12 protein-coding genes are annotated in these 24,922 nt (G+C 61.5%); 5 read left to right on the forward strand and 7 right to left on the reverse strand.

Annotation, left to right across the window (positions count from 1 at the left end; translation table 11 throughout):
- Positions 1–86 precede the first annotated feature (86 nt).
- Positions 87–1,088, reverse strand: a complete 1,002-nt coding sequence (locus V7Q49_RS22700; RefSeq protein WP_333855457.1) for a zinc-binding alcohol dehydrogenase family protein — start codon at positions 1,086–1,088, stop codon at positions 87–89.
- A 108-nt stretch (positions 1,089–1,196) separates the two neighbouring features.
- On the opposite strand from V7Q49_RS22700, the gene V7Q49_RS22705 reads away from it, so the two are divergent.
- Together V7Q49_RS22705 and V7Q49_RS22710 are read left to right on the forward strand one after the other, a co-directional pair.
- The gene (locus V7Q49_RS22705) at positions 1,197–2,099 is read left to right on the forward strand and encodes a LysR family transcriptional regulator (protein ID WP_333855459.1); all 903 of its coding nucleotides are present in this window, start codon (positions 1,197–1,199) and stop codon (positions 2,097–2,099) included.
- 69 nt (positions 2,100–2,168) lie between these two features.
- Entirely contained in the window at positions 2,169–3,023 is an 855-nt protein-coding gene (locus tag V7Q49_RS22710; RefSeq protein ID WP_333855461.1) for a PA4780 family RIO1-like protein kinase, read from the forward strand.
- Positions 3,024–3,154: 131 nt separating this feature from the next.
- On the opposite strand, the gene V7Q49_RS22715 is transcribed toward V7Q49_RS22710, so the two are convergent.
- From V7Q49_RS22715 to V7Q49_RS22725, 3 genes are all read right to left on the reverse strand, one after another.
- The gene (locus V7Q49_RS22715; protein ID WP_333855463.1) at positions 3,155–3,805 is read right to left on the reverse strand and encodes a LysE family translocator; all 651 of its coding nucleotides are present in this window, start codon (positions 3,803–3,805) and stop codon (positions 3,155–3,157) included.
- Between the two features lie 241 nt (positions 3,806–4,046).
- Complete coding sequence (locus V7Q49_RS22720; protein ID WP_333855464.1) at positions 4,047–4,895, reverse strand: HNH endonuclease signature motif containing protein; 849 nt, start codon at positions 4,893–4,895, stop codon at positions 4,047–4,049.
- A gap of 378 nt (positions 4,896–5,273) precedes the next feature.
- Entirely contained in the window at positions 5,274–5,684 is a 411-nt protein-coding gene (locus tag V7Q49_RS22725) for an ASCH domain-containing protein (protein WP_333855465.1), read from the reverse strand.
- 145 nt (positions 5,685–5,829) lie between these two features.
- Between V7Q49_RS22725 and V7Q49_RS22730 the strand changes: the two genes are divergently transcribed.
- Positions 5,830–6,390: a YceI family protein gene (locus V7Q49_RS22730; protein WP_333855467.1), complete on the forward strand. Its 561-nt coding sequence runs from the start codon at positions 5,830–5,832 to the stop codon at positions 6,388–6,390.
- Here V7Q49_RS22730 and V7Q49_RS22735 read toward each other — a convergent pair.
- Genes V7Q49_RS22735 through V7Q49_RS22745 form a run of 3 tightly spaced genes read right to left on the reverse strand, consistent with a single transcriptional unit; the run spans position 6,385 to position 8,244 of the window.
- Positions 6,385–7,185, reverse strand: a complete 801-nt coding sequence (locus tag V7Q49_RS22735) for an anti-sigma factor family protein (protein WP_333855469.1) — start codon at positions 7,183–7,185, stop codon at positions 6,385–6,387. The two genes, V7Q49_RS22730 and V7Q49_RS22735, sit on opposite strands and share 6 nt — an antisense overlap.
- The gene (locus tag V7Q49_RS22740; RefSeq protein ID WP_333855480.1) at positions 7,182–7,733 is read right to left on the reverse strand and encodes a sigma-70 family RNA polymerase sigma factor; all 552 of its coding nucleotides are present in this window, start codon (positions 7,731–7,733) and stop codon (positions 7,182–7,184) included. The genes V7Q49_RS22735 and V7Q49_RS22740 overlap by 4 nt, the downstream gene beginning before the upstream one ends.
- Positions 7,720–8,244: a tetratricopeptide repeat protein gene (locus V7Q49_RS22745; RefSeq protein WP_333855471.1), complete on the reverse strand. Its 525-nt coding sequence runs from the start codon at positions 8,242–8,244 to the stop codon at positions 7,720–7,722. The genes V7Q49_RS22740 and V7Q49_RS22745 overlap by 14 nt, the downstream gene beginning before the upstream one ends.
- Before the next feature lie 741 nt (positions 8,245–8,985).
- Here V7Q49_RS22745 and V7Q49_RS22750 point away from each other — a divergent pair.
- On the forward strand, positions 8,986–11,787 hold the full coding sequence (locus tag V7Q49_RS22750) for an Ig-like domain-containing protein (protein ID WP_333855472.1): 2,802 nt from the start codon (positions 8,986–8,988) through the stop codon (positions 11,785–11,787).
- An 834-nt stretch (positions 11,788–12,621) separates the two neighbouring features.
- The coding region (locus V7Q49_RS22755) for an Ig-like domain-containing protein (RefSeq protein WP_333855474.1) at positions 12,622–24,922 on the forward strand (12,301 nt) is incomplete at its 3' end.

Here is a 24,922-nt window from a genome sequence, read left to right on the forward strand (position 1 = left end):
GATACGAAGTCCTGAAAGCCCGCACGGCGCAAGCCTGCGGGCTTTTTTGTATCCTCAATTTATCCAGCGAAAGCCATTAGCCCCCGTCAAAACCCCTCCAGCACAATCTTCCCAACCGCACGCCCGGTTTCTAACTGTGCATGAGCCTTCTGCACGTTCGCCGCCGTGATCGCCCCGTAATGCTCACCCAGCGTGGTAGTAATCACCTGCTCATCAATCAGCTCCGCCACGCGGGTCAGAAGCTGGTGCTGGGCGATCATATCCCGGGTTTCAAACATTGAGCGGGTGAACATAAACTCCCAGTGCAGGGAGATGCTCTTCGCCTTCAGCGGACGGGCATCCAGCGTCTCGGGATCGTCAATCAGCGCCAGTTTGCCCTGCGGTGCCAGGGCCTTAATAATCTCTGCATAGTGCGCTGCGGTGTGGTTCAGGCTGGCGACGTGGGTCACCTCTTTGATGCCTTGTGCGGCCAGCGCTTCTGACAGCGGCTTGCTGTGATCGATAACATAATGCGCCCCTGCCTCCCGCACCCACTGCTGGCTTTCGGGCCGCGACGCCGTGCCGATAACGGTCATTTTTGTCAGCTTGCGCGCCAGTTGAACGAGGATCGACCCCACGCCGCCCGCGGCACCCACGATCAGCAGCGTATCGCCTTCGTTGCCCTGCTCCTGAACGCCCAGCCGATCGAACAGCATCTCCCAGGCGGTGATTGCCGTTAATGGCATTGCGGCGGCGGCCGCGTTATCCAGGGTTTTTGGCTTCAGGGCCACAATGCGCTCGTCCACCAGTTGATACTCGCTGTTGCTGCCCGCCCGGCCCAGCGCCCCGGCATACCAGACCTCGTCGCCCGGCGCGAAAAGGGTCACCGACTCGCCCACCGCGCTCACCACTCCCACCGCATCCCAGCCGAGAACGCGCGGCGTATCCCCGGTAAAACCGGCGCGAACCTTGGTGTCCACCGGGTTGACGGAGATGGCTTTCACTTCAATCAGCAGATCGTGCCCTGTCGCCGTCGGCTGGGGCAGTTCAATCTCCTGCAGGGCGTCGATGTTATGTGGTGCAGAACGGGTAATAGCAATGGCTTTCATAATGTCTCCGGCGTTTTATCCACTGTGTCGCAATAATTTGATGGTAAAGCGAAGCTGTGACGGGAAAAATAGCCTCGCGGAGACAAGACTTATACTCGGGAGATGAAAATGGTGCGGCTTGAGGATCTGATACTGTTCGTTCGCGTTGCTGCCCTGAGCAGCTTCAGCGATGCGGCGCGTGAAGCGGGTATCCAGCCGGCGCAGGTCAGCGCCGCCATCAAACGGCTGGAGTCGTCGCTGGCCATCCGGCTGTTTGCGCGCTCCACCCGCAGCCTGCGCCTGACCCCGGAAGGCGAAGCCTGGCTTCCCTACGCGCGACAGATGCTGGATGCCATGTACGCCGGGATGCAGAAGATCCAGACTCCGGAAGAGGAGATCTCCGGCACGTTGCAGATAGCCGTCCCGTCGGATTTAGGCCGCAACTTGCTGCTGCCGGTGTTTCAGGCGTTCGACGACCGCTACCCGGCATTACGGCTGCGCATATTTTTCTCCGACCAGGTTGCCGATGTCTTTAAGGATCCGGTGGATATCGCCTTTCGTTACGGCATGCCGGAAGATGCCTCCTATATCGCCCTCCCCGTCGCCCCCGACAACCGCCGCGTGCTGGTAGCCTCGCCGGAGTGGGTCGCCCACCACGGTGACTTGCACCATCCCGATGACCTGAGCCGGGTCAACGCCCTCACCTTTGTCCTGCGCGGGCGCTTGCACGATCGCTGGACGTTCTCGCGTGACGGCGAGATGCACAGCGTGAACGTCAGCGGCAGCATGATGAGTGACGATGCCGAGGTGATCCGCCGTCTGGCGGTCGCCGGGGCGGGGGTGGCGTACAAATCCTGGCTGGATGTCGCGGAAGATGTCCGCGCCGGTCGGCTCCAGGTTTTAATGCCAGAATATAAGGGTGAGAGCGTGCCGCTGAATATGATCTGCCCGCACCGCAAACAACTCTCCGCGGGCGTCAGGTTGCTGTATGACGCGGTAAAAACGTGCTGTGAGGGGCAACTCTCATTTTAATCGTCGCTTTTAATCTTTTTGGCTGCGTTTCTGGTACGAAAAGCGGCAAAAATGCGCTATAAAAGCCGCATGAAAATCCCAAACAGACTCCAGCCCCTGGTCGATGACGGCCTGATAGATAACGTGCTTCAACGCCTGAAAAGCGGCAAAGAGGCTGACGTTTATACTGTCCTTTGCGGGGACCAAATCCAGTGTGCCAAAGTGTACAAGGAAGCGTCACAGCGCAGCTTTAAGCAGGCCGTGCAGTATCAGGAAGGCCGCAAAGTCCGCAATACACGTGACGCGCGCGCCATGCAAAAAGGCTCAAAGTTCGGCCGTAAGCAGCAAGAAGAGGTCTGGCACACGGCAGAGGTCGATGCGTTATTCCGTCTGGCTAACGCCGGGGTTCGCGTGCCGCAGCCCTATATGTGTCTGGACGGCGTGCTGCTGATGGAGCTGGTCACCGACGGTGAAGGTGCCGTTGCGCCACGCCTGAGCGATGTGTCCTTAACGGAAGAAGAGGCAGTAAAAGACTTCAACACCATGATCCGCAATATCGTGCGCATGCTGTGTGCCGGTATTGTTCATGGCGACCTGTCAGAGTTTAACGTGCTGCTTGATGCCCAGGGGCCGGTCATTATCGACCTGCCGCAGGCGGTGGACGCCGCCGCCAACAACCATGCCCAGTCGATGTTTGAACGCGATGTGAATAACATCACCGAGTATTACGGACAGTTCGCCCCGCAGCTGCTGAAAACGCGCTATGGGAAAGAGATCTGGATGCTCTATGAAGACGGCAAATTAACCCCAGAAACTCCGCTCACCGGACTGTTTGTTGAAGAGACGCATACCGTGGATATGGATTCCCTGCTGGATGAGATCGTTTCGGCAGAAGATGAGTACTACGAACGCCAGCGTGCCGTCAGAGAGCGCGAAGAGGACTAAGGTGTGAAATCCTCTATTTGAATGCTTATGGAGAAATAACGCGCCAGCCAGCGTAAGTAACGTCAAAAAAACGTGAAACCTCCGCCAGTTAAATTCCGGCTGGCGGAGCTGATCGGTAGCCTGTCACAGGCTTACTTCATCGCAGTCGTAGAGGCGCTACCGCCGAACAGCATTCTCAGCCCCAGTCCGATCATCACCACCCCGGTGAACCGCTCCTGCCATTTGAGGAAGCCGGGGTGTTTACCCAACCATGCGCCAAAGGTGCCAGACGCCATCGCCACCGAGCCCAGGGACAAAATTCCTGCCAGCTTCTGGATCGAGCCCAGAATCAGCAGCTGTAACCAGATTGGCCCCACCGCCGGGTTAACAAACTGCGGCAGAAACGCGAACATAAAGAGCAGCGATTTCGGGTTAGTCAGGCTGTTGATCGCCCCCTGCTTTACCGCTTCACGTCCGGTGATCTGCACCGTCTTCCTTAATTTCGTATCCGCGCCCGCGCTGAGCAGCATCTTGATCCCCAGCCAAATCAGGTAGGCCGCCCCGGCCCAGCGCAGCAGATCCAGCGCCACTGGCCACGCGTGGACCACAGACACCAGGCCCAGCACCAGGAAAGAGACCTGCACGACCCCGGCAACAAACACATTGCCCAGCACCGTCAGGAAGGCGATACGCCGCCCCTGCCCTATCCCCCGGGCAATGGTCAGCATCATGTCCGGGCCGGGTGAGATCTCTAATAGCAAGAGCGCGAACAGGAAAGTGATAAAGGTTTCAGCGGTTGGCATAGTCGAATGTTCACAGAGTCATGTGCTGACAGAATAACGATCGGTGGCAAACAACCCAACAACTTTTACTGTCCGTAGGTCGGGGTGCGGCTGCCCGGCGGCGCTTCGCTTGCCGGGCCTACAAGGTCAAAGACGGATTTCGTAGGCCGGGTAAGGCATAGCCGCCACCCGGCATTGCAGTCGTGCAGCGTGTTACTACTTCATAGCAGTAGAGGCGCTAACATTGTTAGCTTTTGAAGCGTTATTCTTCACCTTGTTTTTGTACAAACCACTGCCAGTGGGTAAGCAGAAAATGTTTATTAACGGGCTTCTGTAGTTTTTCAGGTGTGATTTCAGTTAAATGAAATTCAGCCAAATCGCTATCCTGCTGAAGGGATGACAGACTGAAGTGCAACATCATCGTGTCGGGATTAATTGCACAATGCCCTTGATCAAAGAGAGCATGGATATCCCGTCGCAACAACAGGCCATTAGAAACGTCAGGAATACCTCGATCGCTGTGTGGGATAATGTGTGCAGCTTCGGTACGCCATCGCAATGTGGCACCCGTTACGACACAACGCCCGTAACAGTTTACTCTGACGGCTTCCGCGAAGGGGGACTGGTCTGGGCGTGTCCGGATAACTCTCTCCGAACCTTCACGGAAGGTCGCGGGAAACGCGTCCGCGTCCGACTCCGGTTCGTCGATTTGAGGTTCCGATGAGGAGAGGACGGTGACATAGGTTCGTCCATGTCCGCTGTACTTTCCACCATTGAAGGTTTGGGAATTGGTGTTTGTGATCCCCTGAAACTTCAGATTGTCAAAGACAGCAATCTTCTTGCTCTTACCCTCAGGTGACTGAAGGTTAATAAAGCGTCCGGTATATATTTTGTAGGTCTTATCGGACTCTTTTACACGCAACACCACATGATCAAAATGCCGCTTCTGATCGATTAACCAGTAACCCGACATTCCGGTACCTGTAGAAAGGTTTAATTCGAGTACTCCTTTTCCATCAGCGTAATTCGTGCAAATAGAGAGTATCTCACCTGTTAACCCCAGTTCTTCAATAGAGGTAAAGCGGGTCGGTGTAGCCGATAAATCGTTCATGAAGAGAGTATTTCCTATGGTAGGGCTACCAGCCCGCGATGGGATGAACCATGCTTGTCTGGCAAAATGATGGTTAAGCCTGAAATGTATCAATTAAGAAATATAAAAAACAGATTATTCATAGAGTTGAATGTCATAGTGTGAGAAAGGTCTTTTTACGCTGAAGACAATAGTGGCTCTGCATTGATATCAAAAGTACATCTACTTTTTTAATTTCTTAAACGACACGACCACCAAATAGCGTCGTTTGTTGATATTCCATCGCCTTTGCATGTTTATTTCACTTAAATCAAAATAATTTCCTAAGAGAATATTTTGCTTTAAATATTCCAGGCCCCCGACCTGCTTCCTCAAGGGAGAGGGGGCCTTTCGTGCACATCACACCACCTCTACCACTTTAAACTCTTCCGCCACCAGCTCCATATCCTCTGCATACACCCCTTCTCGGGTGAAAAACGCTTTATGTTCCTCGCGCCAGTATGCCAGGCTCAAATCCCCTTCCCCCTCCTGGCGGGCAAAGGCTTCGGTCACCTCAGAGAAGCACACCAAGCGCAGAGACACCATTCGGATAACGCAGACCGGCGCGCCCTGGCCGTTCAGAATAATATGGTAACTTCCGGGACCGGGGGCGTCCTCATCGGCATTAAAGGAGGCCAGCGAGCCGCAGGAGGCGGTCTTGATCCCTTTAACGACCAGCTCCGCGAGTTCGTTGGCCATCTGAGGGCTATCGCCGAAGGCCCATGCCCGGGCGCCAGGATATTTCAGTTTCACGCTATCCAGCAAATCCATCGTAAAATCCTTTGAGATCAAATTTTAATGGCTCACTGTAGCACGATTTGATAACCCTCCTTGCCGATGCGCTTTCATCTTTCTACGCTTATCTCACGCTGGGCCCTATGTCGAATAAACCTGCGCTCTATGAAAGGGAGACCTTATGCTGCGCCTTCTTCTCCTGCTGGTGGTCACGCTTATTTGCCCGTCGCTTTTTGCGGCGCCGATCGTGCACACGATTGACACGGACAAGACCGCCATCAGGCTGTCGTGGCGCGCTTTTGGCGGCATTCCGTCGTGGGCGAATCTGAAGGGAGTGACGGGAACGGTCACGCTGAATCCGGACAATGAATTTGACGATCGCATCAACGTCACCGTTCCGGTAGCGACGCTGCAGGCCTCCAACAACCTGCTCACCTGGCAGTTGAAGAGCAATATGTTTTTTGATGCTGCCCGCTACCCGACCATCACCTTTTCCAGCACCCGGGTGGTGAAGCTCGGCCCGGATCGCTACCGCGCCTTTGGTAACCTCACCGTCCGGGATGTCAGCCGGCCGGTGATCCTCGATGCCCGGCTCGATCGCCTGTCAGGAGAGGCGATCGCCCTGCATGCCACAACCGCCATCTCACGATCGGCCTATAAAATGGATCGCTTTGCGCTGGTGGTGGACGATCGGATCGCCATTGCCATTGAGATCCAGACGAAGCCCGGCTCGGCGTTATGACAGCGCGGCCTGCAGCTGGCGGGCCGCTTTCTCTAACTGCGCAGCGGGCGTGCGGCCAATCAGGGCAAACTGATAGCCCCGGGCATGCCACCAGGCGATATGCATCCCGTAACGCTGTTCGGTGGCAATCGCGGTTGCACGCCCCTGCCCGAGCGCCGAGACGCACAGCGCCAGCGGGCCATAATCGGCCTGGTTCCAGGCAATCTGGGCGATGGCGGTATGTTCATAGCGCAGAATACGCACCATCTTCAATTCGCTGTTTTGCAGGGCCAGCTGCTGCTCGTGCAGCTGCAGCCCCACATCCTGGGCGATGCGGGCCAGGCCGCGGCGCAGCAACGGGGGCGAGCTGTCGGCGTCGAGCAGCGTTTCCGCGCTGTAAAGCGACATGTAATGCGCCTCCAGATCGCGGATGCTGGCGTTCTCATCGCGCTCCTCCGGCCCTTCGCCTGACAGGGTGCGCGCCAGATAACCCACGCCCGTGCCGGTCAGCAGAAAACAGACCGAGGCGGCAATCAGCGCCCGGCGGCTGACTCCCGCACGTGGCGGCTCCTGTTCGCTGAGGTGGGCCGCCAGCCGGGCCTGCATCCGCGCAGCGGGGGCCTCGTCCAGCAGAAGGGAAAAGGCCTGACGATAATCCTGGTTACTCTTCATCAGCTCTGCGGTACGCCCCGCGAGCTGGTCGTCGCTGCGCAGCTGGCGGGCAAACTGCCCGGCATCGCTCTCCTCCATCTCGCCATCCAGCCAGGCCACGATGGCCTCATCGCCGTAAGGGGGGCTAAAGCGGATCGTTTTCACCAGCGTTTCTCCTGTGCAGCAGGCGGGACGGGCATCGTTTTTGCCAGCGTCGCCCGGGCGGTGGCCAGACGGCTCATGATCGTGCCCACCGGCACCGATAAGATCCCGGCCGCCTCCTGATAGCTAAAGCCTTCAACGTAGACCAGGAAGAGCGTATTGCGCTGCGCCTCCGGCAGGGCGTTAACCCGACGCATGATCTGCTGATAACGCTGCCGATCCTCGTCCTGCTCGTGAGTGTCGGGGGCCAGCAGATCCTCGGTATCGACAAAGCCCTGCCCCATCCGCACGCGGCGTGCGCGCAGATCGGAGATCCAGATCGAATGGAGGATCGAAAACAGCCACCTGTCGAGGCGCGTGCCCGGCGCAAACTGCGCGCTCTTTTCCAGGGCACGCACGCAGGTGGCCTGCACCAGCTCCTCGGCCATATCCCGGTTGCGCGACAGCACCAGGCCGTAGCGCCAGAGGCGATTCAGATGTACAGCAAGCTGCTGACGAACGTCGCTGGTGGTGATTTTTCGATCCTCACGCCCGGTTTCAGGATTCAGGATGCCCGTTAATGGCCGCCTGCAGATCGCGGTACTCTTCACAGTCCTGGCCACAGATGGCGGCAATCGCTTTCAGCTGCTCCCCGGCGAGATCGGGACGGCCTTTCACCATCCAGGCTTCGCCAAGATACTCACGCGCTTTGGCGTAATTCGGGGCCAGGGCCAGCGAACGCTGATAGTAGCCAATCCCCTCGTCGGTGCGCCCCAGCTTGCGGGTGGCATAGCCGCGATAGTTCCAGGCCTCCGCCGTGTTGCCGTCTTTCAGGCTGTCGAGCAGGTTAAGGGCCGCCTGATACTCGCCTTTTTTCGCCAGATGGTACGCGTAATTAGTTTTATCCAGATCGCTGAGGCTGCCGGACTTATCCGGCACGCATTTTTTGCTGACGCTGTCGTACACCTGTCCTTTCGGACAGTCCGGGGTGGTCTTGTCGGTATTATTATCGCCCATCGCCAGCGCCAGAGGCGCCTGGACGAGAACGATCAGCATGAAACAGGCAGAGGTGAGTTTACGCATGGTGGTGACTCCGGTTAGCTTCACAGGGAACATCCAACAGATAAACGCGTACAGCCTCGACTTTATTCGAAAATATTTATTAATAATTGATCCGGAAACTTCCGCGGTTGTGTTCTACACTGCGCAACTAAAAATAATACTCCCGGGAAAAATAATACTAATGTCGTAGGGCCATATACGGATGCGCCTGGTATAAGGTTAAAAAACCATACTTTTGTATTATTACCATTCAGAACAACCAGACTAATAGCCTCACCGGCAAAGATTGCAATCCCGCCAATAATAAAATACGGGTAATTATTACTCGCCCACATTTAATTAACTAAATTGAAGATATTCTCGCAGAAAATTGTGATCGGCCGCAATTTTCACGGTCTTCACTTCGCCTGAAGGAAACCCCACCAACCCTTGCACCACAAGGCCTGTAGCAAAAACACCTTCCACAATATTCTCTTTTATGAGACAACAGCAGGCGTTATCAATCGCCAGAAATTTATTTCACCGCTTCGTCATTTGCGCTTTTAGTGCTTTCTGGCTATATCATTTTTAAGCTCTAATGAGACGATCGCAATATTAATAACAGGGATGGCATACATCACGCCTGGCATGGGCCGCTTTAAAAACATTACAGCAGGTCACTATTTCTGACAAATAGTGTCTCTTTCGGGACGCTTAAACTCTGCTGAGAATAAATGAATTTAAACACACAGCATTTCTTTCACTCTGTTGGGAGTCATACACATGAGCAAATTCACTGTCATCTCCAGACTGACGCATCAAGAAACGGTAGCAGAAGGAAACCAGATCATACTGGGCGAAGATTCCGTGGTGAAGCTTCAGGCCGGCAGAGGTGATATTGCCAGCTATTACCGCACCAACAACGATCTGCTCGTCAGGATGACCAACGGCGAAAGCGTGACGCTGAAAAACTACTTCGTCAACAAACACCAGCTGGTGCTGGATGAAAACGGCGCCCTGTGGTGGATCGACGATCCGCTGGCGGTAGAGCGTTACCAGTCGATCCCCTCAACCGATGCGCTGATTGCCGGCAACGTCAGTAACTCATCCGGGGATACCCCGATCTGGCCGTGGGTGCTGGGTGGCGTGGCGGCGGCAGGGGGTATTGCGCTGGCAGCCGGTGGCGGCGGTGGTGGTGGCGGTGGTGGCAGCAAGCGGATCGATCCGGGCCCGGTGCCACTCGATACCACACCGCCTGACGCGCCCACTAACCTGCATTTCGCCAACGGCAACACCCAGCTGATCGGCAATGCCGAAGCCAACAGCACCGTCACCATCACCGATGCCGACGGCAATGTGGTGGGCAAAGCGAAAACCAACGGCAACGGCGAATTTACCGTCGAGTTGGGCGTCCCCTACACCAACGGCGAGACCCTGACGGCCATCGCCACCGACAGTTCCGGTAACGTCAGCCCGTCAACCAGCATTACCGCCGCGGATACCACCCCACCGGAAGCGCCGATGATAATCCTCGCGGACGATGCTGTCGGCAGCCTGACCGGCGCGCTGAACAGCGATGATACCACCGATGACCCCCGCCCGGTCTTCAGCGGCAGCGGCGAGGCCGGCACCACCCTCACCCTCTACGACAACGGTAAGTCTATCGGCAGCACGGTGGTAAACAGCGACGGCAGCTGGAGCTTCACCCCTGCCAACAATCTCGCAGACGGTTTCCACGTGATTACCGCGACCTCCACCGACGCCGCGGGCAACGTCAGCCCGGAATCAACGGTGTTTAACCTCACCATTGATACTGTCGCCCCGAATGCGCCGGTACTGGAAGTGACGGACGACGAGGGCACCATCCAGGGTCTGCTGACCAGCGGTGGGTTTACCGATGACAACCAGCCGGAGCTGGGTGGCCAGGGCGATCCGGGCAGCACCATCGCCATCTATGACAATGGCCTGCTGATAGCGGAGGTAGACGTCGAAGACGACGGCACCTGGAGCTACACCCCGCCGGTGGCCCTGGCGGATGGGCTGCACAGCATCACCCTGACGGAAACCGATGTGGCGGGCAACCTGAGCCCCACTTCCGCACCGTTCGAATTTACCATCGACCGTACCCCACCGGCCGCCCCGACCGGGCTGGTGCTTAATACCGCAGGGACCATCCTTACCGGCACGGCGGAAGCCAACTCGACGGTCACGGTGAGCAACGATCTGGGCGACATTTTAGGCACGGCAACAGCGGATGCCAACGGGGCGTTTTCAGTGACCCTGAGCGCGGCTCAGCTCAACGGCGAGACGCTGAGCACAGCGGCCACCGACAGAGCGGGTAACGAAGGGCCTGCAGCAGACCTGATTGCCCGGGACATCACCGCGCCGGCGGCACCCACCGACCTGGTGGTGGCCACGACGGGCGATAGCCTGAGCGGTACAGCCGAAGCCGGGGCGCAAATCACCATTTTCACCGCCACGGGTACCTCCCTCGGTACCGGTACCGTGGGCCTCGACGGCAAGTTCACCGTCAGTATCGCCCCCAATCAGCTTAACGGCGAAGTGCTGACCGTTTATGCCACCGACGCCGCCCAGAACAAAAGCGGGCCTGGCCAGGCCACCGCCACGGACTCCACCGCGCCGGACGCCCCTGCACATCTGGCGATCGCCGCCGATGACGTGACGCTCAGCGGCACCGCGGAAGTGGGCAGCACGGTGGTGCTGATGGAAGGCACCACGAAGCTCGGTGAAAAGGTGGTTGACGCATCAGGCAACTTCTCCTTCACCATGGCGACCGCCAAGCTGAACGGGGAGATCCTGAGTGTTACCGCCACCGATCACGCGGGTAATACCAGCGATGCCAGTTCGATAGAAGCCAGGGACATTACCCCTCCGGCCACGCCGATCATCACCGACGTGTGGGATGACGTCCCCAGCGTTATCGGTACTATCGTGAACGGGGCGACCACCGACGACCGCACCCCGCTGATCTCCGGCACCGGTGAGCTTGGCACCAAAATTTTTGTCTACAGCGAGAATATCCAGATCGGTATGACGGAGGTCGATACAACGGGCCACTGGTCGTTCCAGGTCCCGGCAAGTCTGACGAACGGGCTTCACTCTCTGACCGCCGATGCCGTTGACCGCCGCGGCAATCACAGCGTGATGTCCGATAGCTGGTCGATTAACGTCGATCAGGCGGCCCCGAACCCACCAACCACGACGGTAGCAACCGCGGCCTTCGCCCAGAGCGAGGAGCCGGTGGTCAGCACCCTGAGTGCCAGCACCACGGGCGAAACGCTGATCTATAACGTGCTCAATGACACCGGGGGCGACCACGTCAGCCACTTCTCGCTGGCGGCGGGGGATAAAATCGACATCAGCGAGCTGCTGGTCGGCTGGAACGGCGATCGCGCCACGCTCGGGGATTATATCCACGTCAGCAACAGTGAGGGCAGCACCGTGATCAGCATCGACCGGGACGGGGCCGGCACCAGCTATGCGCCAGCGACCCTGGTGACGCTGGATGACGTCCAGACCACCTACGAAGAGCTGGTCAACCAAAACCACATCATCACCGGTTAGAGAGGTCGGCCCCCTCTCCCTCAAGGGAGAGGGTTGGGGTAAGGGGGAGCAGGCCGCACTGCAATAACACATCGCCGGGTGGCGGCTACGCCTTACCCGGCCTACACATTCAAATACCCGCCCGGCAATAACCCCAAACTTAATGCCATTAATATTTTGACCTCGCCACCATAATATTTTTCTACCAAATACCGTTATTGCCCTAACTTAAACCATGCTCTAAATAGCAGAGCATTTTAATAATGCAACTCCACTGCATTAATATTAAAATACAGGCTTAAATATATCATGTTCAATATCTCCTTTATTCTGGCTTAATTATTTACACAGCCACGCTAAAATATAACCCTAGCCAGTCCAGACATGCCGATTATTACTAACCCATTAAATTTACGTCAGAATAAATGCCATTACCCCCTACCCAACCCGCCGCACCAACCCGCCGCACCAACCCGCGCCACGCCTGGCACCCTCATCTAAACCCGCACACAAATAATATCTTCAATGACACTAACCCTTTATTAACCGGTGCTTAATTTGCACGTTTACTACTTTCTGGCTATATCAAACTTAGTCAATCCGAAATTGTTACCAATATTAAAGACAAGGATTTTACCGCCGAGAAATATATCCCCAATCGACTTACCCCCTGAATATCAAGGGCAAAAATACGCTGCCACCATCGCTTTATCGGCAGCTCTTAATAACTTTTAAATAATTACCCTGGGTCATTGTTCAAAATAAACAGTTTCCCTATGGGTGGCGCTCAATCTGCGCAATAGAAATGGCTTAAACCGCTCGCCATTTCATTGCCCTCTGCCGGGAGTAATACACATGAGTAAAATCACTGTCATCTCCAAACTGACGCACATGGAAACGGTAACAGACGGGTCACAGGTGACGCTGGCCGACTCCTCCATCGTTAAAATCAACGCCCAACGCGCCGACATTCTCGACTATGAGCGCAGCGGTAACGACCTGATCGTTAAGCTGGCCGACGGCGAAACCCTGACCCTCAAAAATTTCTTTGTGGCCGGCGAGCAGGGGATCAGCCAGCTGGTGCTGGAAGAAAGTAACGGTGCCCTGTGGTGGATTGCCGATCCCATCGCGGCAGAGAGCTACCAGTCGATTGCCTCCGTTGATGCCCTGCTGGCAGGCACCACCACCGCGTCGGCAGGTGAAACGGCGATATGGCCGTGGGCGCTGGGTGGCGTGGCGGTGGCGGGCGGCATTGCGCTGGCCGCAGGTGGCGGCGGTGGCGGCGGCGGTGGCGGGAGTGACAGTGAAAATGGCAGTGGTAGCGGCAGCGGCAGTGACGGGGGCAATGGCAATGGCAGTAACCCAACGCTGCCGGGCACCGTTCCAGACGACACCACGCCTCCGGGCGCAGCGACCAACCTCAGATTCTCCGCAGATGGCACCCAGCTTAGCGGGAGCGCCGAAGCCAACAGCACCATCACCGTCACTGATGCCAACGGCAACGTCATCGGCCGAGGCCAGACCAACGGCAATGGCGAATTCACCGTCGATCTGGACAAGCCCTACACCAACGGCGAAACCCTGACCGCGACGCCGACCGACGAGGCAGGCAACACCGGTCCGGGCACCCCGGTAACCGCCGCGGATACCACCCCGCCGCAGGCTCCGGCGCTTAACAGCGTTGTCGATGATGTGGGCAGCGTGACCGGGTCGCTCACCAGCGGCCAGACCACCGATGACGCCCGCCCGACCTTTAGCGGCAGCGGCGAACCCGGCAGCACCATCACGGTTTACGACAACGGCGCAGCCATCGGCACCGCCCAGGTCAACAGCGACGGCAGCTGGACCTTCACCCCGGGCACCGCGCTGGGCGAAGGGGCACACCAGATCACCACCCGGGCCACCGACGGCGCGGGCAATACCGGCCTGGCCTCGCCGGCATTCGGCTTTACCGTGGATACCCTCGCCCCGAATGCCCCTTCCGGCGTGACGGTCACTGACACCACCGGTACGGTGCAGGGCGTCCTCACCGCCGGGCAAACCACCGATGCCAACCGCCCTGCCCTGAACGGCACCGGGGAAGCGGGCAGCCTCATTACGATCTATGACAACGGGCAGGCCGTGGGCCAGACCACGGTGGCTGCCGACGGCACATGGCGCTTTACGCCAGACACGCCGCTGGCCGATGGTGCACACGCCATCACCCTGACGGAGACCGATCTGGCGGGCAACATCAGCGCCCCTTCCGCCCCGTTTGCCTTCACCGTTGACCGCACGCCGCCGGACCAGCCGACCATCAGCCTGATCCCGGGCGGCACCGAGGTCACCGGCAGCGCCGAGCCGGGCAGCACAATCACCATCACCGACAGTAACGGGAAGAAGATTGGCACCGGCCAGACCGACGCCAACGGCGACTACCGCGTTCCCCTCGACGAGCCACAACGCGAAGGAGATACCCTTCAGGTGGTGGCCTCCGATGCCGCCGGAAACCAGAGCCCGCCAGCAACGGGCATCGTTGGCGATATCACCCCGCCTGACGCGCCGACCGGGCTTGCGATCACCCCTGAGGGCACCGTCGTCACCGGCAATGCGGAAGCTGGCAGCACCGTCACCATTCGCGATGGCGACGACGTGATCGGCAGAGGCGTTGCTGGCCCTGACGGTAGCTTCGAAATTATCCTTACCACCCCGCGCCTGAACGGACAGGAACTGGCGGTCACCGCCACCGATGCGGCGGGCAATACCGGGCCGGAAGGCAGCGTGACCGCACCGGACGTCATCCCACCGCAGGCCCCGGTCATCACCAGCGTGGTGGATGACGTGGAGGGCATCACCGGCGTGGTCCGCGACGGGCAGATCACCAATGACACCCGCCCGGTCATCACCGGCACCGGCGAACCGGGTGCGACCATTCATATCTTCAACGGCGAGGCTGAAGTGGGCAGCGCCGTCGTGGATCAGGACGGCAACTGGTCGGCTGAAGTGCAGCTGAGCAACGACGGCGGCTATGTTCTGACGGCACAGGCCGTGGACGGCAATGACAACCGCAGCGGCGCGTCCAACAGCTGGAGCATCATCCTTGATGCCACCCCACCGGCCACCCCGGCGATCGCCCAGGTGATCAACGATCTGCCCGAGACCGCCGTAGCCATCGCCAATAACGGCACCACCAACGACAACCGCCCGACCCTGTACGGCACCGGCGAAGTGGGTTCGACCATCAGCATTCGCGTGGATGGGGTTGAGGTGGGTACCGCCCAGGTGGGCGCCGGCGGGGAGTGGAGCTTCACCCCGACCGCCGCCCTTCTGGATGGTCAGCATGCGATCACCACGGTGGCGAAAGATGCCGCCGGTAACAGCAGCCCCGCCTCCGACGCCTTCACCCTGACCATCGATACCGTGGCACCTGGCGTCCCGGTCATTACCCGGGTGGAAGACAACACCGGCACTCTTCAGGGGGATGTCACCAGCAACGTGCCGACCGACGAAACCCGTCCGGTGATCCACGGCACCGGCCCGGCGAACTTGCAAATCAATATCTATGAAGGCACCACCCTGCTCGGCACCACCACCAGCAATGCGGATGGCGTCTGGAGCCTGCAGCTCGCCACTCCGCTGGTTAACGGCACCCACGTTCTCACTGCCACCGTCAGCGATGCGGTGGGCAACACCGCCACCTCCGGCAGCTTTAACCTGGTGGTCGATACCCTCGCCCCGGCCACACCGGGCATTCCGGCGATCACCGTCAATCCTGAGGGTGGTACACAAGAGACCCTGACCTCCGGCGGCAGCACCCGCGACACCACGCCGACCCTGAGCGGCACCGGGACGGCAGGCGATATCGTCACCATCTACGACGGCAGCACCAAAATCGGCGAAACCACCATTCCGGCGGGGGGCAACTGGAGCTGGACCCCGCCTGCCGGGCTGCCCAATGGCACCTACGATCTCAGCCTGACCGTGACCAACAAAGACGGCGCGGGCAACGAGAGCGCCCCGTCCCAGTCGGTGACCATCACCATCGATACCGAGGCACCGGGGCAACCTGATGCGCCAGTGGTCACCGATAACGTCAGCGAAATCACCGGCCCGGTGGGCAACAACGGTGCCACCAACGATACCCGTCCGGTGCTGAGCGGCACCGGCACGCCGGATGACATCATCAGCATCTACGACCAGACCACCACCGGCAACGTCAAGGTGGGCGAGGTGGTGGTGGACATCAACGGCAACTGGACATGGCGCGCCGATGCGCCGCTGGCGGAAGGGACGCACGGCTTTAGCGTTATCGCCACCGACGAAGCGGGCAACGCCTCGGTGGTGTCAGACACCATCACCGTGACCGTCGACAGCCGCGTGCCGGAGATCCCGACGATTGTCAGCGTCAATGACAACCTCGCCGCGGGCGGCAGCACCAACGACACCACCCCAACCGTCACCGGGACCGGTGAAAACGGCACCACGGTGATCCTCTACAGCAACGGCGTCGAAGTGGGACGCGGGCTGGTGAGCAACGGCAGCTGGACCATCACCGCCAGCGCGCTGAAGGATGGCCCCACCACCCTGACCGTGGCGGCGCTGGATGCCGCCGGGAACGCCAGCAGCGCCGGAAGCGACTTTGCCTTCACCCTCGATACCGTGCCGCCGGGCAACCCGCAGCTGGTGGCGATCTCTGACAGCACCCTCGCCAACGGCACGCTGTACGTGAACAACGACACGCCAACCCTGAGCGGCACCGGCGAGCCGCTGAGCACGATCACCATCTCGGTTGACGGCAATCCTGTTGGCCAGGTGCAGGTCAACGAGCAGGGGCAGTGGACCTTCCCGCTGCCGGTCGGCGCCGGGCTGCCGGATGACACGCACACCCTCACCCTGGTGGCGAAGGATGCCGCAGGCAACACCAGCGAAAGCAGCCCGGTCAGCGTGGTGGTCGATACCGACGCGCCGGATAGTCCGGTCGTCACCGAGGTCGTCTCCGGCGGTACGCCGCTGACCGGCACCGCCGAGGCAGGTGCCACCGTGACGGTACGTGGCCCGGACAACGTGGTGCTGGGCACCGGCGTAGCCAACGCCCAGGGGCAGTTCTCGGTAGCCCTGAACCCGCCGCAGAACAACGCCACTGAACTCACGCTGGAAGCACGCGATCCCGCGGGGAACGTCAGCGATCCAACCCGCTTTGAGGTGCCTGAAACACCCGCCCTGCCAGCCGCGCCGACCATCGATGCCATTCTGGATGACAACGGTACCGATGGCAGCATCAACGTCAAAGGCGGCAGCTCTAACGACGCTACCCCAACCCTGACCGGGACCGCGATCCCGGGCAGCATTGTCACTGTCTACCTGGACGGCAGCACCACGGCGCTGGGCACCGCCACCGCTGACGCCACCACCGGGGCCTGGTCGTTCCCGGTCGCCGCCCTCGATGAAGGCAACCATAGCTTCAGCGTCACCGCCTCCCTCGACGGGGTGACCAGCAGCCCGTCGCCGGAAGCGACGGTCAATATCGATCTCACCCCACCCACCACGCCGACCTTTGGCAGCGTGGTGGATGATGTTGGCCCGCAGACCGGCACGGTAGTGAGCGGCAGAGCGACCAACGACGATCTGCCGACCTTCAACGGGACGGCCACGCCGGGAGATGTGATCCGCCTGTACGCCGACGATACCCTGATCGGTACCGCCACGGTGGGCAACACCGGAGCCTGGAGCATTACCCTGACCGACGCGCTGGATGATGGCACCTACGCCCTGACCCTCAGCGCCACCGATCCGGCCGGGAACGAAAGCCCACGCTCGGAACCGTTCTCCCTGGTGGTGGATACCACCGCGGGTGAAGTGGTGATCGCCGGGGCCAATGATGACGTAGGTCCGGTGACCGGCAACGTCGCCAACGGCGGCAGCACCAACGACAACACCCCGACCCTGACCGGTACCGCGGAAGCCAACAGCAGCGTCGCCATCTACGACGGCAACAGGCTGATGGGCACCGTCACCGCCAGCGCCACCGGTACCTGGAGCTTCACCCCCACCACCGTGCTGGCGGAAGGTCAGCACATCTTTACCGCCGTCGCCACCGACAGCGCGGGCAACGTCACCCCAGTCTCCGGGTCGTATATCCTGACCGTCGACATGACGCCACCGGCCACGCCGATCATCACCAGCGTTAACGACGACGTGCCGGGCTTTACTGGCCTGTTAACCAATGGGCAGGTCACCAACGACGTGCGTCCGGAACTGACCGGCACCGGCGTGGCGGGCAGCACCGTCCACATTCTGGATAACGGTGTGGAGATCGGCACCGCGCTGGTCAGCGCCAGCGGCAGCTGGAGCTTTACCCCGACCAGCGATCTGGCCTCCGGACCACACGCGCTGCGGGTCAGCGCCACCGATGCCGCAGGCAACGTCTCCGGCACCTCGCCAGCGTTCTCGCTGAACATCGACATCACCGCCCCGCTGGCACCGGTTCTGCTCACCGCGGTGGATGATGTCGGCACCGTGACCGGCACGCTGAACAGCGGCGATGTCACCAACGACGCGCGGCCAACCCTGACCGGCAGCGGCGAGGTGGGCGCAACGATCCACATCATTGTCGACGAGCGGGAGATCGGCACCGCGGTGGTCAACGCCGCGGGCAGCTGGACCTTCACCCCGGAGACGGCGCTGGATGAAGGCACCCGCAGCATCCGCTTCACCGCCACCGATACCGCCGGGAACACCGGCCCCGCCAGCGCTCCGTTTATCCTGACGGTGGATACCCTGGCGCCGGCGGCCCCCATCCTGACCGCCATTAGCGATAACGTGGGCACCCTGCAGACGCCCATCACCACCTCCGGCCAGGCCACCGACGACGCCACACCAGGGCTGACCGGCACGGCAGAAGCCAATGCCACCGTCACTATTTATGACAACGGGGCCCTCGTCGGCACGGTGCAGGCCAGCGAAACCGGCGACTGGAGCTGGACCCCAACCACGGCGCTCGGCAACGGTAGCCACACCTTTACCACCAGCGCCATTGACGCGGCAGGCAACCTCAGCGCCACCTCCCCGGGCTTTACGCTGATTGTCGATACCCTGAAACCGACCCCGCCAACCATCGCCCTGGCGCTTGACGACGTTGGCCCGGTGACCGGCCCGCTCACCAGCGGCCGCACTACCAACGACCCGCAGCCGGTGCTCACCGGCACCAGCGAACCGAACGCCCGGGTGCAGATTTTTGAAGGCACCACCCTGCGCGGCGAAGGCGTGGCGGACGGCAGCGGCAACTGGTCAATCGAGATAAACACCCAGCTCGACGATAGTCAGCACAGCTTTACCGCGGTAGCGACTGATGCGGCAGGCAACGCCAGCGATCCGTCCACGCCGTTCACCCTGACGGTAGACACCCTGGTGCCCGTCGCGCCGGTGCTGGCCTCGGTCACGGATGATGTGGGCGAGACGGTGGCCCTCACTAACGGCCAGCTGACCAACGACGCCAGACCGACGCTCAGCGGTACGGCGGAAGCGGGCACCACGGTGAACGTCTACGACGGCACGACCCTGCTGGGTACTGCCACCGTCGGGGCCAACAACGCCTGGAGCTTCACCCCGCAGAGCCCGCTGGCCGACGGGGCGCACACCCTGACGGTGACCACCACCGATGCGGCAGGCAACGTCAGCCCGCCAACGGCCGGGTTTACGATCAACGTCGACGCCACCGCCCCGCTCGCCCCGGCCATCACTTCGGTGGTGGATGACGTCGGCTCGGTGCAGGGTCCGGTGCTCAACGGCAACCCAACCAACGACACCCGTCCAACCCTCAACGGCACCGCCGAAGCCAACGCCATCGTGCGCATTTACGACGGCGAAACCCTGGTGGGCGAGACCACCGCTAACGCGGAAGGTCAATGGACCCTGGCCCAGACCACCGTCGCCCTCGACGACGGAGTACATAACTTCACCGCCACCGCCACCGATGCGGCGGGCAACCTCAGCGCCGCGTCGCCGGTGACCTCTGTCACCGTCGACACCCTCGCCCCGGGGGCACCGAACGGCTTCACCATCCTTAATAACGGCAATACCCTCACCGGCCAGGGCGAAGCGGGCAGCACCATCACCGTGCGCGACGGCAACACGGTGATCGGTACCGGGGTGGTCAATGATGCAGGCAGCTTCTCCATCACCCTCACCACCGCGAAATCGAACGGCGAACTGCTGACGGTGACCGCCACCGACAGAGCCGGAAATACCGGCGCGGAAGGCCAGATCGCCGCCCCGGACACCACGCCGCCGGCCGTTCCGGCCATTACCGACGTGGTGGATAACGTCTCTGACGTCACCGGCACCGTCACCGACGGGCAGATCACCAACGATTCGACGCCGCTGCTCCGCGGCACCGGGCCTGCCAACACCACCATCGAGATCTACAGCGGCACGGACCTGATCGGCACCACCCAGACCAGCGCGGGCGGCAACTGGGAGCTCCAGCTCAACACCGCATTGCCTGACGGCGGCCACGTTCTGACGGCGCAGTCTGTGGATGCCGCGGGCAACCACAGCGCCGCCTCCAACAGCTGGAGCATTCTGGTGGATGCCACCGCCCCGGATGCCCCGGTGATCACCCACGTGATCAACGATCTCTCCGGCAGCGCGGTGGCGATTGCCAACAACAGCCCGACCAACGACACCCGTCCAACCCTGAACGGCACCGGGGAAGCGGGAGCCACCATCAGCATTCGGGTGGATGGCGTGGAGGTAGGCACCACCCAGGTGGGCGCAGGCGGCGAATGGAGCTTCACCCCTGAGGACGCCCTCAGCGAAGGGCCGCATGCGATCACCGTGGTGGCGAAGGATGCCGCCGGAAACACCGGGGAGCCGTCTGAGGCCTTTAACGTCACCATCGACACCGTGCCGCCCGCCGCCCCGGTCATCACCCTGGCCGTGGACAGCACCGGCAGCGTCATCGGCGACGTGGTCAGCAACCAGCCGACTGACGAAACCCTGCCGCTGATCCGCGGCACTGGCCCGGCCAATACGCAGATCAGCCTCTATGAAGGCACCACTCTGCTCGGCACCGCCACCACCAGCGCGACCGGGGCATGGAGCGTGCAGCTCGCCACCCCGCTGGGGAACGGCACCCACGCCCTGACCGCCACGGTCAGCGATGCGGCGGGCAACACCGCCATCTCCGGCACCTTTAACCTGGTGGTGGATACCGTGGCCCCGGCCACGCCGGACATCCCGGATATCACCGTCAACCCTGACGGCAGTGAAGAGACCGCCATTACCGGCGGGGGCAGCACCCGCGATACCACGCCAACCCTGAGCGGTACCGGGACGGAAGGCGACATCGTCACCATCTATGACGGCACCACCAAAATCGGCGAAACCACCATTCCGGCGGGCGGGATCTGGACCTGGACGCCGCCTCAGGCGCTGCCGAGCGGCACCTATAACCTCAGCCTGACCGTGACCAGCAGCGACGGCGCGGGCAACGAGAGTGCGCCGTCGAATCCGGTGACCATCACCATCGACACCGAAGCCCCGGACGCACCGGCGCTGCCGGTAGTGACCGATAACGTCAGCGACATTACCGGCCCAATCGACAACCTGGGCGCGACCAACGACACCCGTCCGGTACTGAGCGGCACCGGCACGCCGGATGACGTGATCAGCATCTACGACCGGACCAGCCCGACAAGCAACGTGCTGGTGGGTGAGGTGGTGGTCGATATCAACGGCAACTGGAGCTGGCGTTCCGATACGCCGCTGGCCGAGGGGGATCACAGCTTCACCCTCACCGCCACCGACCCGGCGGGCAACATCTCGGTGGTGTCGGACGCCATGACCGTAACCGTCGACAGCCTCGTGCCTGAGATCCCGGTCATCACCAGCGTGGCGGACAACGTCGGGCCGGTCACCGGCACCATCACGGCGGGCAGCAGCAGCAACGATACCACCCCGACCGTCACCGGCACCGGGGAGAACGGCAGCACGGTGATCCTCTACAGCAACGGCATCGAGGTGGGCCGCGGCCTGGTCAGCGGCGGCAGCTGGACCATCACCACGCCGGTGCTGAAGGATGGTGCGACCACCCTGACCGTAGCGGCGATGGATGCCGCCGGGAACGTCAGCAATGCGGGGAGCGACTTCGCCTTCACCCTCGACACCGTACCTCCGGCTATTCCGCAGCTGCTGGCGATCTCTGACAGCACCCTCGCCAACGGCGCGCTCTACGCCAACAGCAGCACCCCGACCCTGAGCGGGACCGGGGAGCCGCTGAGCACCATCACCGTCTTTGTAGATGGTCAATCTCTGGGCCAGGTGCAGACCAACGCCCAGGGGCAGTGGACCCTGCCCGTCGCCAGCGGCACGCCGCTGTCCGATAGTCCGCACACCTTCACCCTGGTGGCGAGCGATGCCGCGGGCAATATCAGCGAAGGTAGCCCGGTGAACCTGATTGTTGATACCCAGGCGCCGGGTGCGCCTGTGGTCACCGACATTGTCTCCGGCGGTACGCCGCTGACCGGCACCGCCGAAGCGGGCTCCACCGTGACGGTACGTGGCCCGGACAACGTGGTACTGGGCACCGGGGTCACCAACGCCCAGGGGCAGTTCTCGGTGGCTCTGACTCCGCCACAAAGCAGTGAAGTTACCCTCAGCCTGACCGCCAGCGACGTGGCGGGCAACGTCAGCAATCCTTCGACGTACAACGTTCCGGCAACGCCTGCGCTGCCGGACGTCCCGACCATCGATGCCATTCTCGATGACAACGGCACCGGCGGCAGCGTCAACGTCAAGGGGCTGAGCTCCAACGACGCTACCCCAACCCTGACCGGGACAGCGATCCCGGGCAGCCTGGTGACGATTTATTTGGACGGCAGCACCACGGCGCTGGGCACCGTCACCGCCGACGCCACCTCCGGGGCCTGGTCGTTCCCGGTCTCCACTCTTGGGGAAGGCAGCCACAGCTTCAGCGTCACCGCAACCGTCAACGGCCAGACCAGCGGCCAGTCGCCGGGCGCGACGGTTAATATCGACCTCACCCCGCCAGCCGCGCCTGCCTTTGGTACGGTGGTGGATGACGTGGGTACCGTCACCGGGGCGGTGGTGAGCGGCAGACCGACCAACGACAGCCAGCCAACCCTGAACGGCACGGCAACGCCGGGGGATGTGATTAACATCTGGTCCGGCGATACCCTGCTGGGAAGCGTCCCGGTAAGCACCACCGGGGCCTGGACCTTTACCCTGCCTCAGGCGCTGGACGACGGCACCTATACCCTTACCCTCAGCGCCACCGATCCGGCGGGCAACGAGAGCCTGCGCTCGGATCCGTTCTCGCTGGTGGTGGATACCGTCTCCTCTGCCCCGGTGATTACCGGAGCCAACGATGACGTGGGCCCGGTGACCGGCAACGTGGTCAGCGGCGGCGTCACCAACGACAACACCCCAACCCTGTCGGGCAGCGCGGAAGCGGGCAGCAGCGTCGCCATCTATGAAGGCACAAAACTGCTTGGCACCGTGGTGGCGAACGCCAGCGGGATCTGGAGCTTCACCCCAACCGTGGTGCTGGCCGAAGGCGACCACAGCTTTACCGCCATCGCCACCGACACCGCAGGCAACGTCAGCCCGGCCTCCGGGGCGTACACCCTGACCGTCGACATGACCCCTCCGGCTACCCCGGTGCTGGTCAGCGTTAACGACGACGTGGCGGGCAATACCGGCCTGCTGGTCAGCGGCCAGCTCACCAACGATGCCCGTCCGGAACTGACCGGCACCGGCGTGGCGGGCAGCACCGTGCATATCCTGGATAACGGTATCGAGATCGGCACCGCGCTGGTGAACGGTACCGGAGGCTGGAGCTTTATCCCGACCAGCGATCTGGCCCAGGGCCCACACGAACTGCGCGTCAGCGCCACCGATGCGGCGGGTAACGTTTCGGGCACCTCTCCGGCCTTCTCGCTGAGCGTCGATACCGTCGCCCCGCTGGTCCCGGTGCTCAGCAGCGTGGTGGATGATGTCGGGACGATTACCGGCCCGATAAATAACGGCGGCATCACCAACGACAACCGGCCAACCTTTAACGGCACCGGCGAAGTGGGTGCCACCATCCACATTCTTGTTGACGGACAGGAGATCGGCTCCGCCCTGGTCAACGCCGCGGGCAACTGGAGCTTTACGCCTGACACCCTCCTTGAGGACGGGCTGCGCAGCGTGACCTTTACCGCCACCGATCTCGCTGGCAATACCGGGCCTGCCAGCGGGGCCTTTACCCTGACGGTGGATACCGCGGCACCGGTGGCACCGACCATCGTCTCCGCCGCCGACAACGTGGGCATCATCCAGACGCCGCTCACCGTCTCCGGCCAGGTGACCGACGACACCACCCCAACCCTGTCGGGCCGGGCCGCGGCTAACGCCACTGTCACCCTTTATGACAACGGCGTCTCCCTCGGCACCGTGCAGGCCAGCGCCGCAGGCGACTGGACCTTCACGCCGGGCACCGAGCTGGGCAACGGCAGCCACACCTTTACCGCCAGCGCCACCGACGCGGCCGGCAACCTCAGCGAGGTCTCGGCGGGCTTCACGGTGATTGTCGATAACCTTAAACCGCTTGCCCCGGTCATCACCCTGGCCCAGGACGATGTGGGCACTATCACGGGTGCCCTGATCGGCGGCCAGCGCACCGATGACACCCTGCCGGTGCTGACCGGCACCAGCGAAGCGAACGCCCGGGTGCAGCTCTTTGAAGGCACCACCCTGCTGGGCACCGCCACCGCCGACGGCAGTGGCAACTGGACGATTGCGCTGACCACGCCGCTCACCAATGCCCAGCACAACTTTACGGCGGTGGCGACGGATGCGGCTGGCAACGTCAGCGATGCATCCGCCACCTTCAGCCTGACGGTGGATACCCTGCCGCCAGCGGTGCCGGTGCTGGTCTCGGTGGTGGATGATGTCGGCACCGTCGTGTCGCTCACCAGCGGCCAGTTGACCAACGACGCCAGACCGACCCTCAACGGCACGGCGGAAGCGGGCTCGACGGTGAAAGTTTACGACGGCGATGTGCTGCTGGGCAGCGTAGTGGCCGACGCTAACAGCGCCTGGAGCTTTACCCCGGCCACGCCGCTGGCCGACGGCCTGCACAGCCTGACGGTGACCGCCACCGACGCGGTGGGCA

This window comes from Leclercia sp. (assembly GCF_036780805.1).
Taxonomy (GTDB): domain Bacteria; phylum Pseudomonadota; class Gammaproteobacteria; order Enterobacterales; family Enterobacteriaceae; genus Enterobacter.

Excerpts from the sequence above, each read along its gene's own strand:
- V7Q49_RS22700 (WP_333855457.1), bottom strand. The coding sequence starts at position 1,088 with ATGAAAGCCATTGCTATTACCCGTTCTGCACCACATAACATCGACGCC.
- V7Q49_RS22705 (WP_333855459.1), top strand. The coding sequence starts at position 1,197 with ATGGTGCGGCTTGAGGATCTGATACTGTTCGTTCGCGTTGCTGCCCTG.
- V7Q49_RS22710 (WP_333855461.1), top strand. The coding sequence starts at position 2,169 with ATGAAAATCCCAAACAGACTCCAGCCCCTGGTCGATGACGGCCTGATA.
- V7Q49_RS22715 (WP_333855463.1), bottom strand. The coding sequence starts at position 3,805 with ATGCCAACCGCTGAAACCTTTATCACTTTCCTGTTCGCGCTCTTGCTA.
- V7Q49_RS22720 (WP_333855464.1), bottom strand. The coding sequence starts at position 4,895 with ATGAACGATTTATCGGCTACACCGACCCGCTTTACCTCTATTGAAGAA.
- V7Q49_RS22725 (WP_333855465.1), bottom strand. The coding sequence starts at position 5,684 with ATGGATTTGCTGGATAGCGTGAAACTGAAATATCCTGGCGCCCGGGCA.
- V7Q49_RS22730 (WP_333855467.1), top strand. The coding sequence starts at position 5,830 with ATGCTGCGCCTTCTTCTCCTGCTGGTGGTCACGCTTATTTGCCCGTCG.
- V7Q49_RS22745 (WP_333855471.1), bottom strand. The coding sequence starts at position 8,244 with ATGCGTAAACTCACCTCTGCCTGTTTCATGCTGATCGTTCTCGTCCAG.
- V7Q49_RS22750 (WP_333855472.1), top strand. The coding sequence starts at position 8,986 with ATGAGCAAATTCACTGTCATCTCCAGACTGACGCATCAAGAAACGGTA.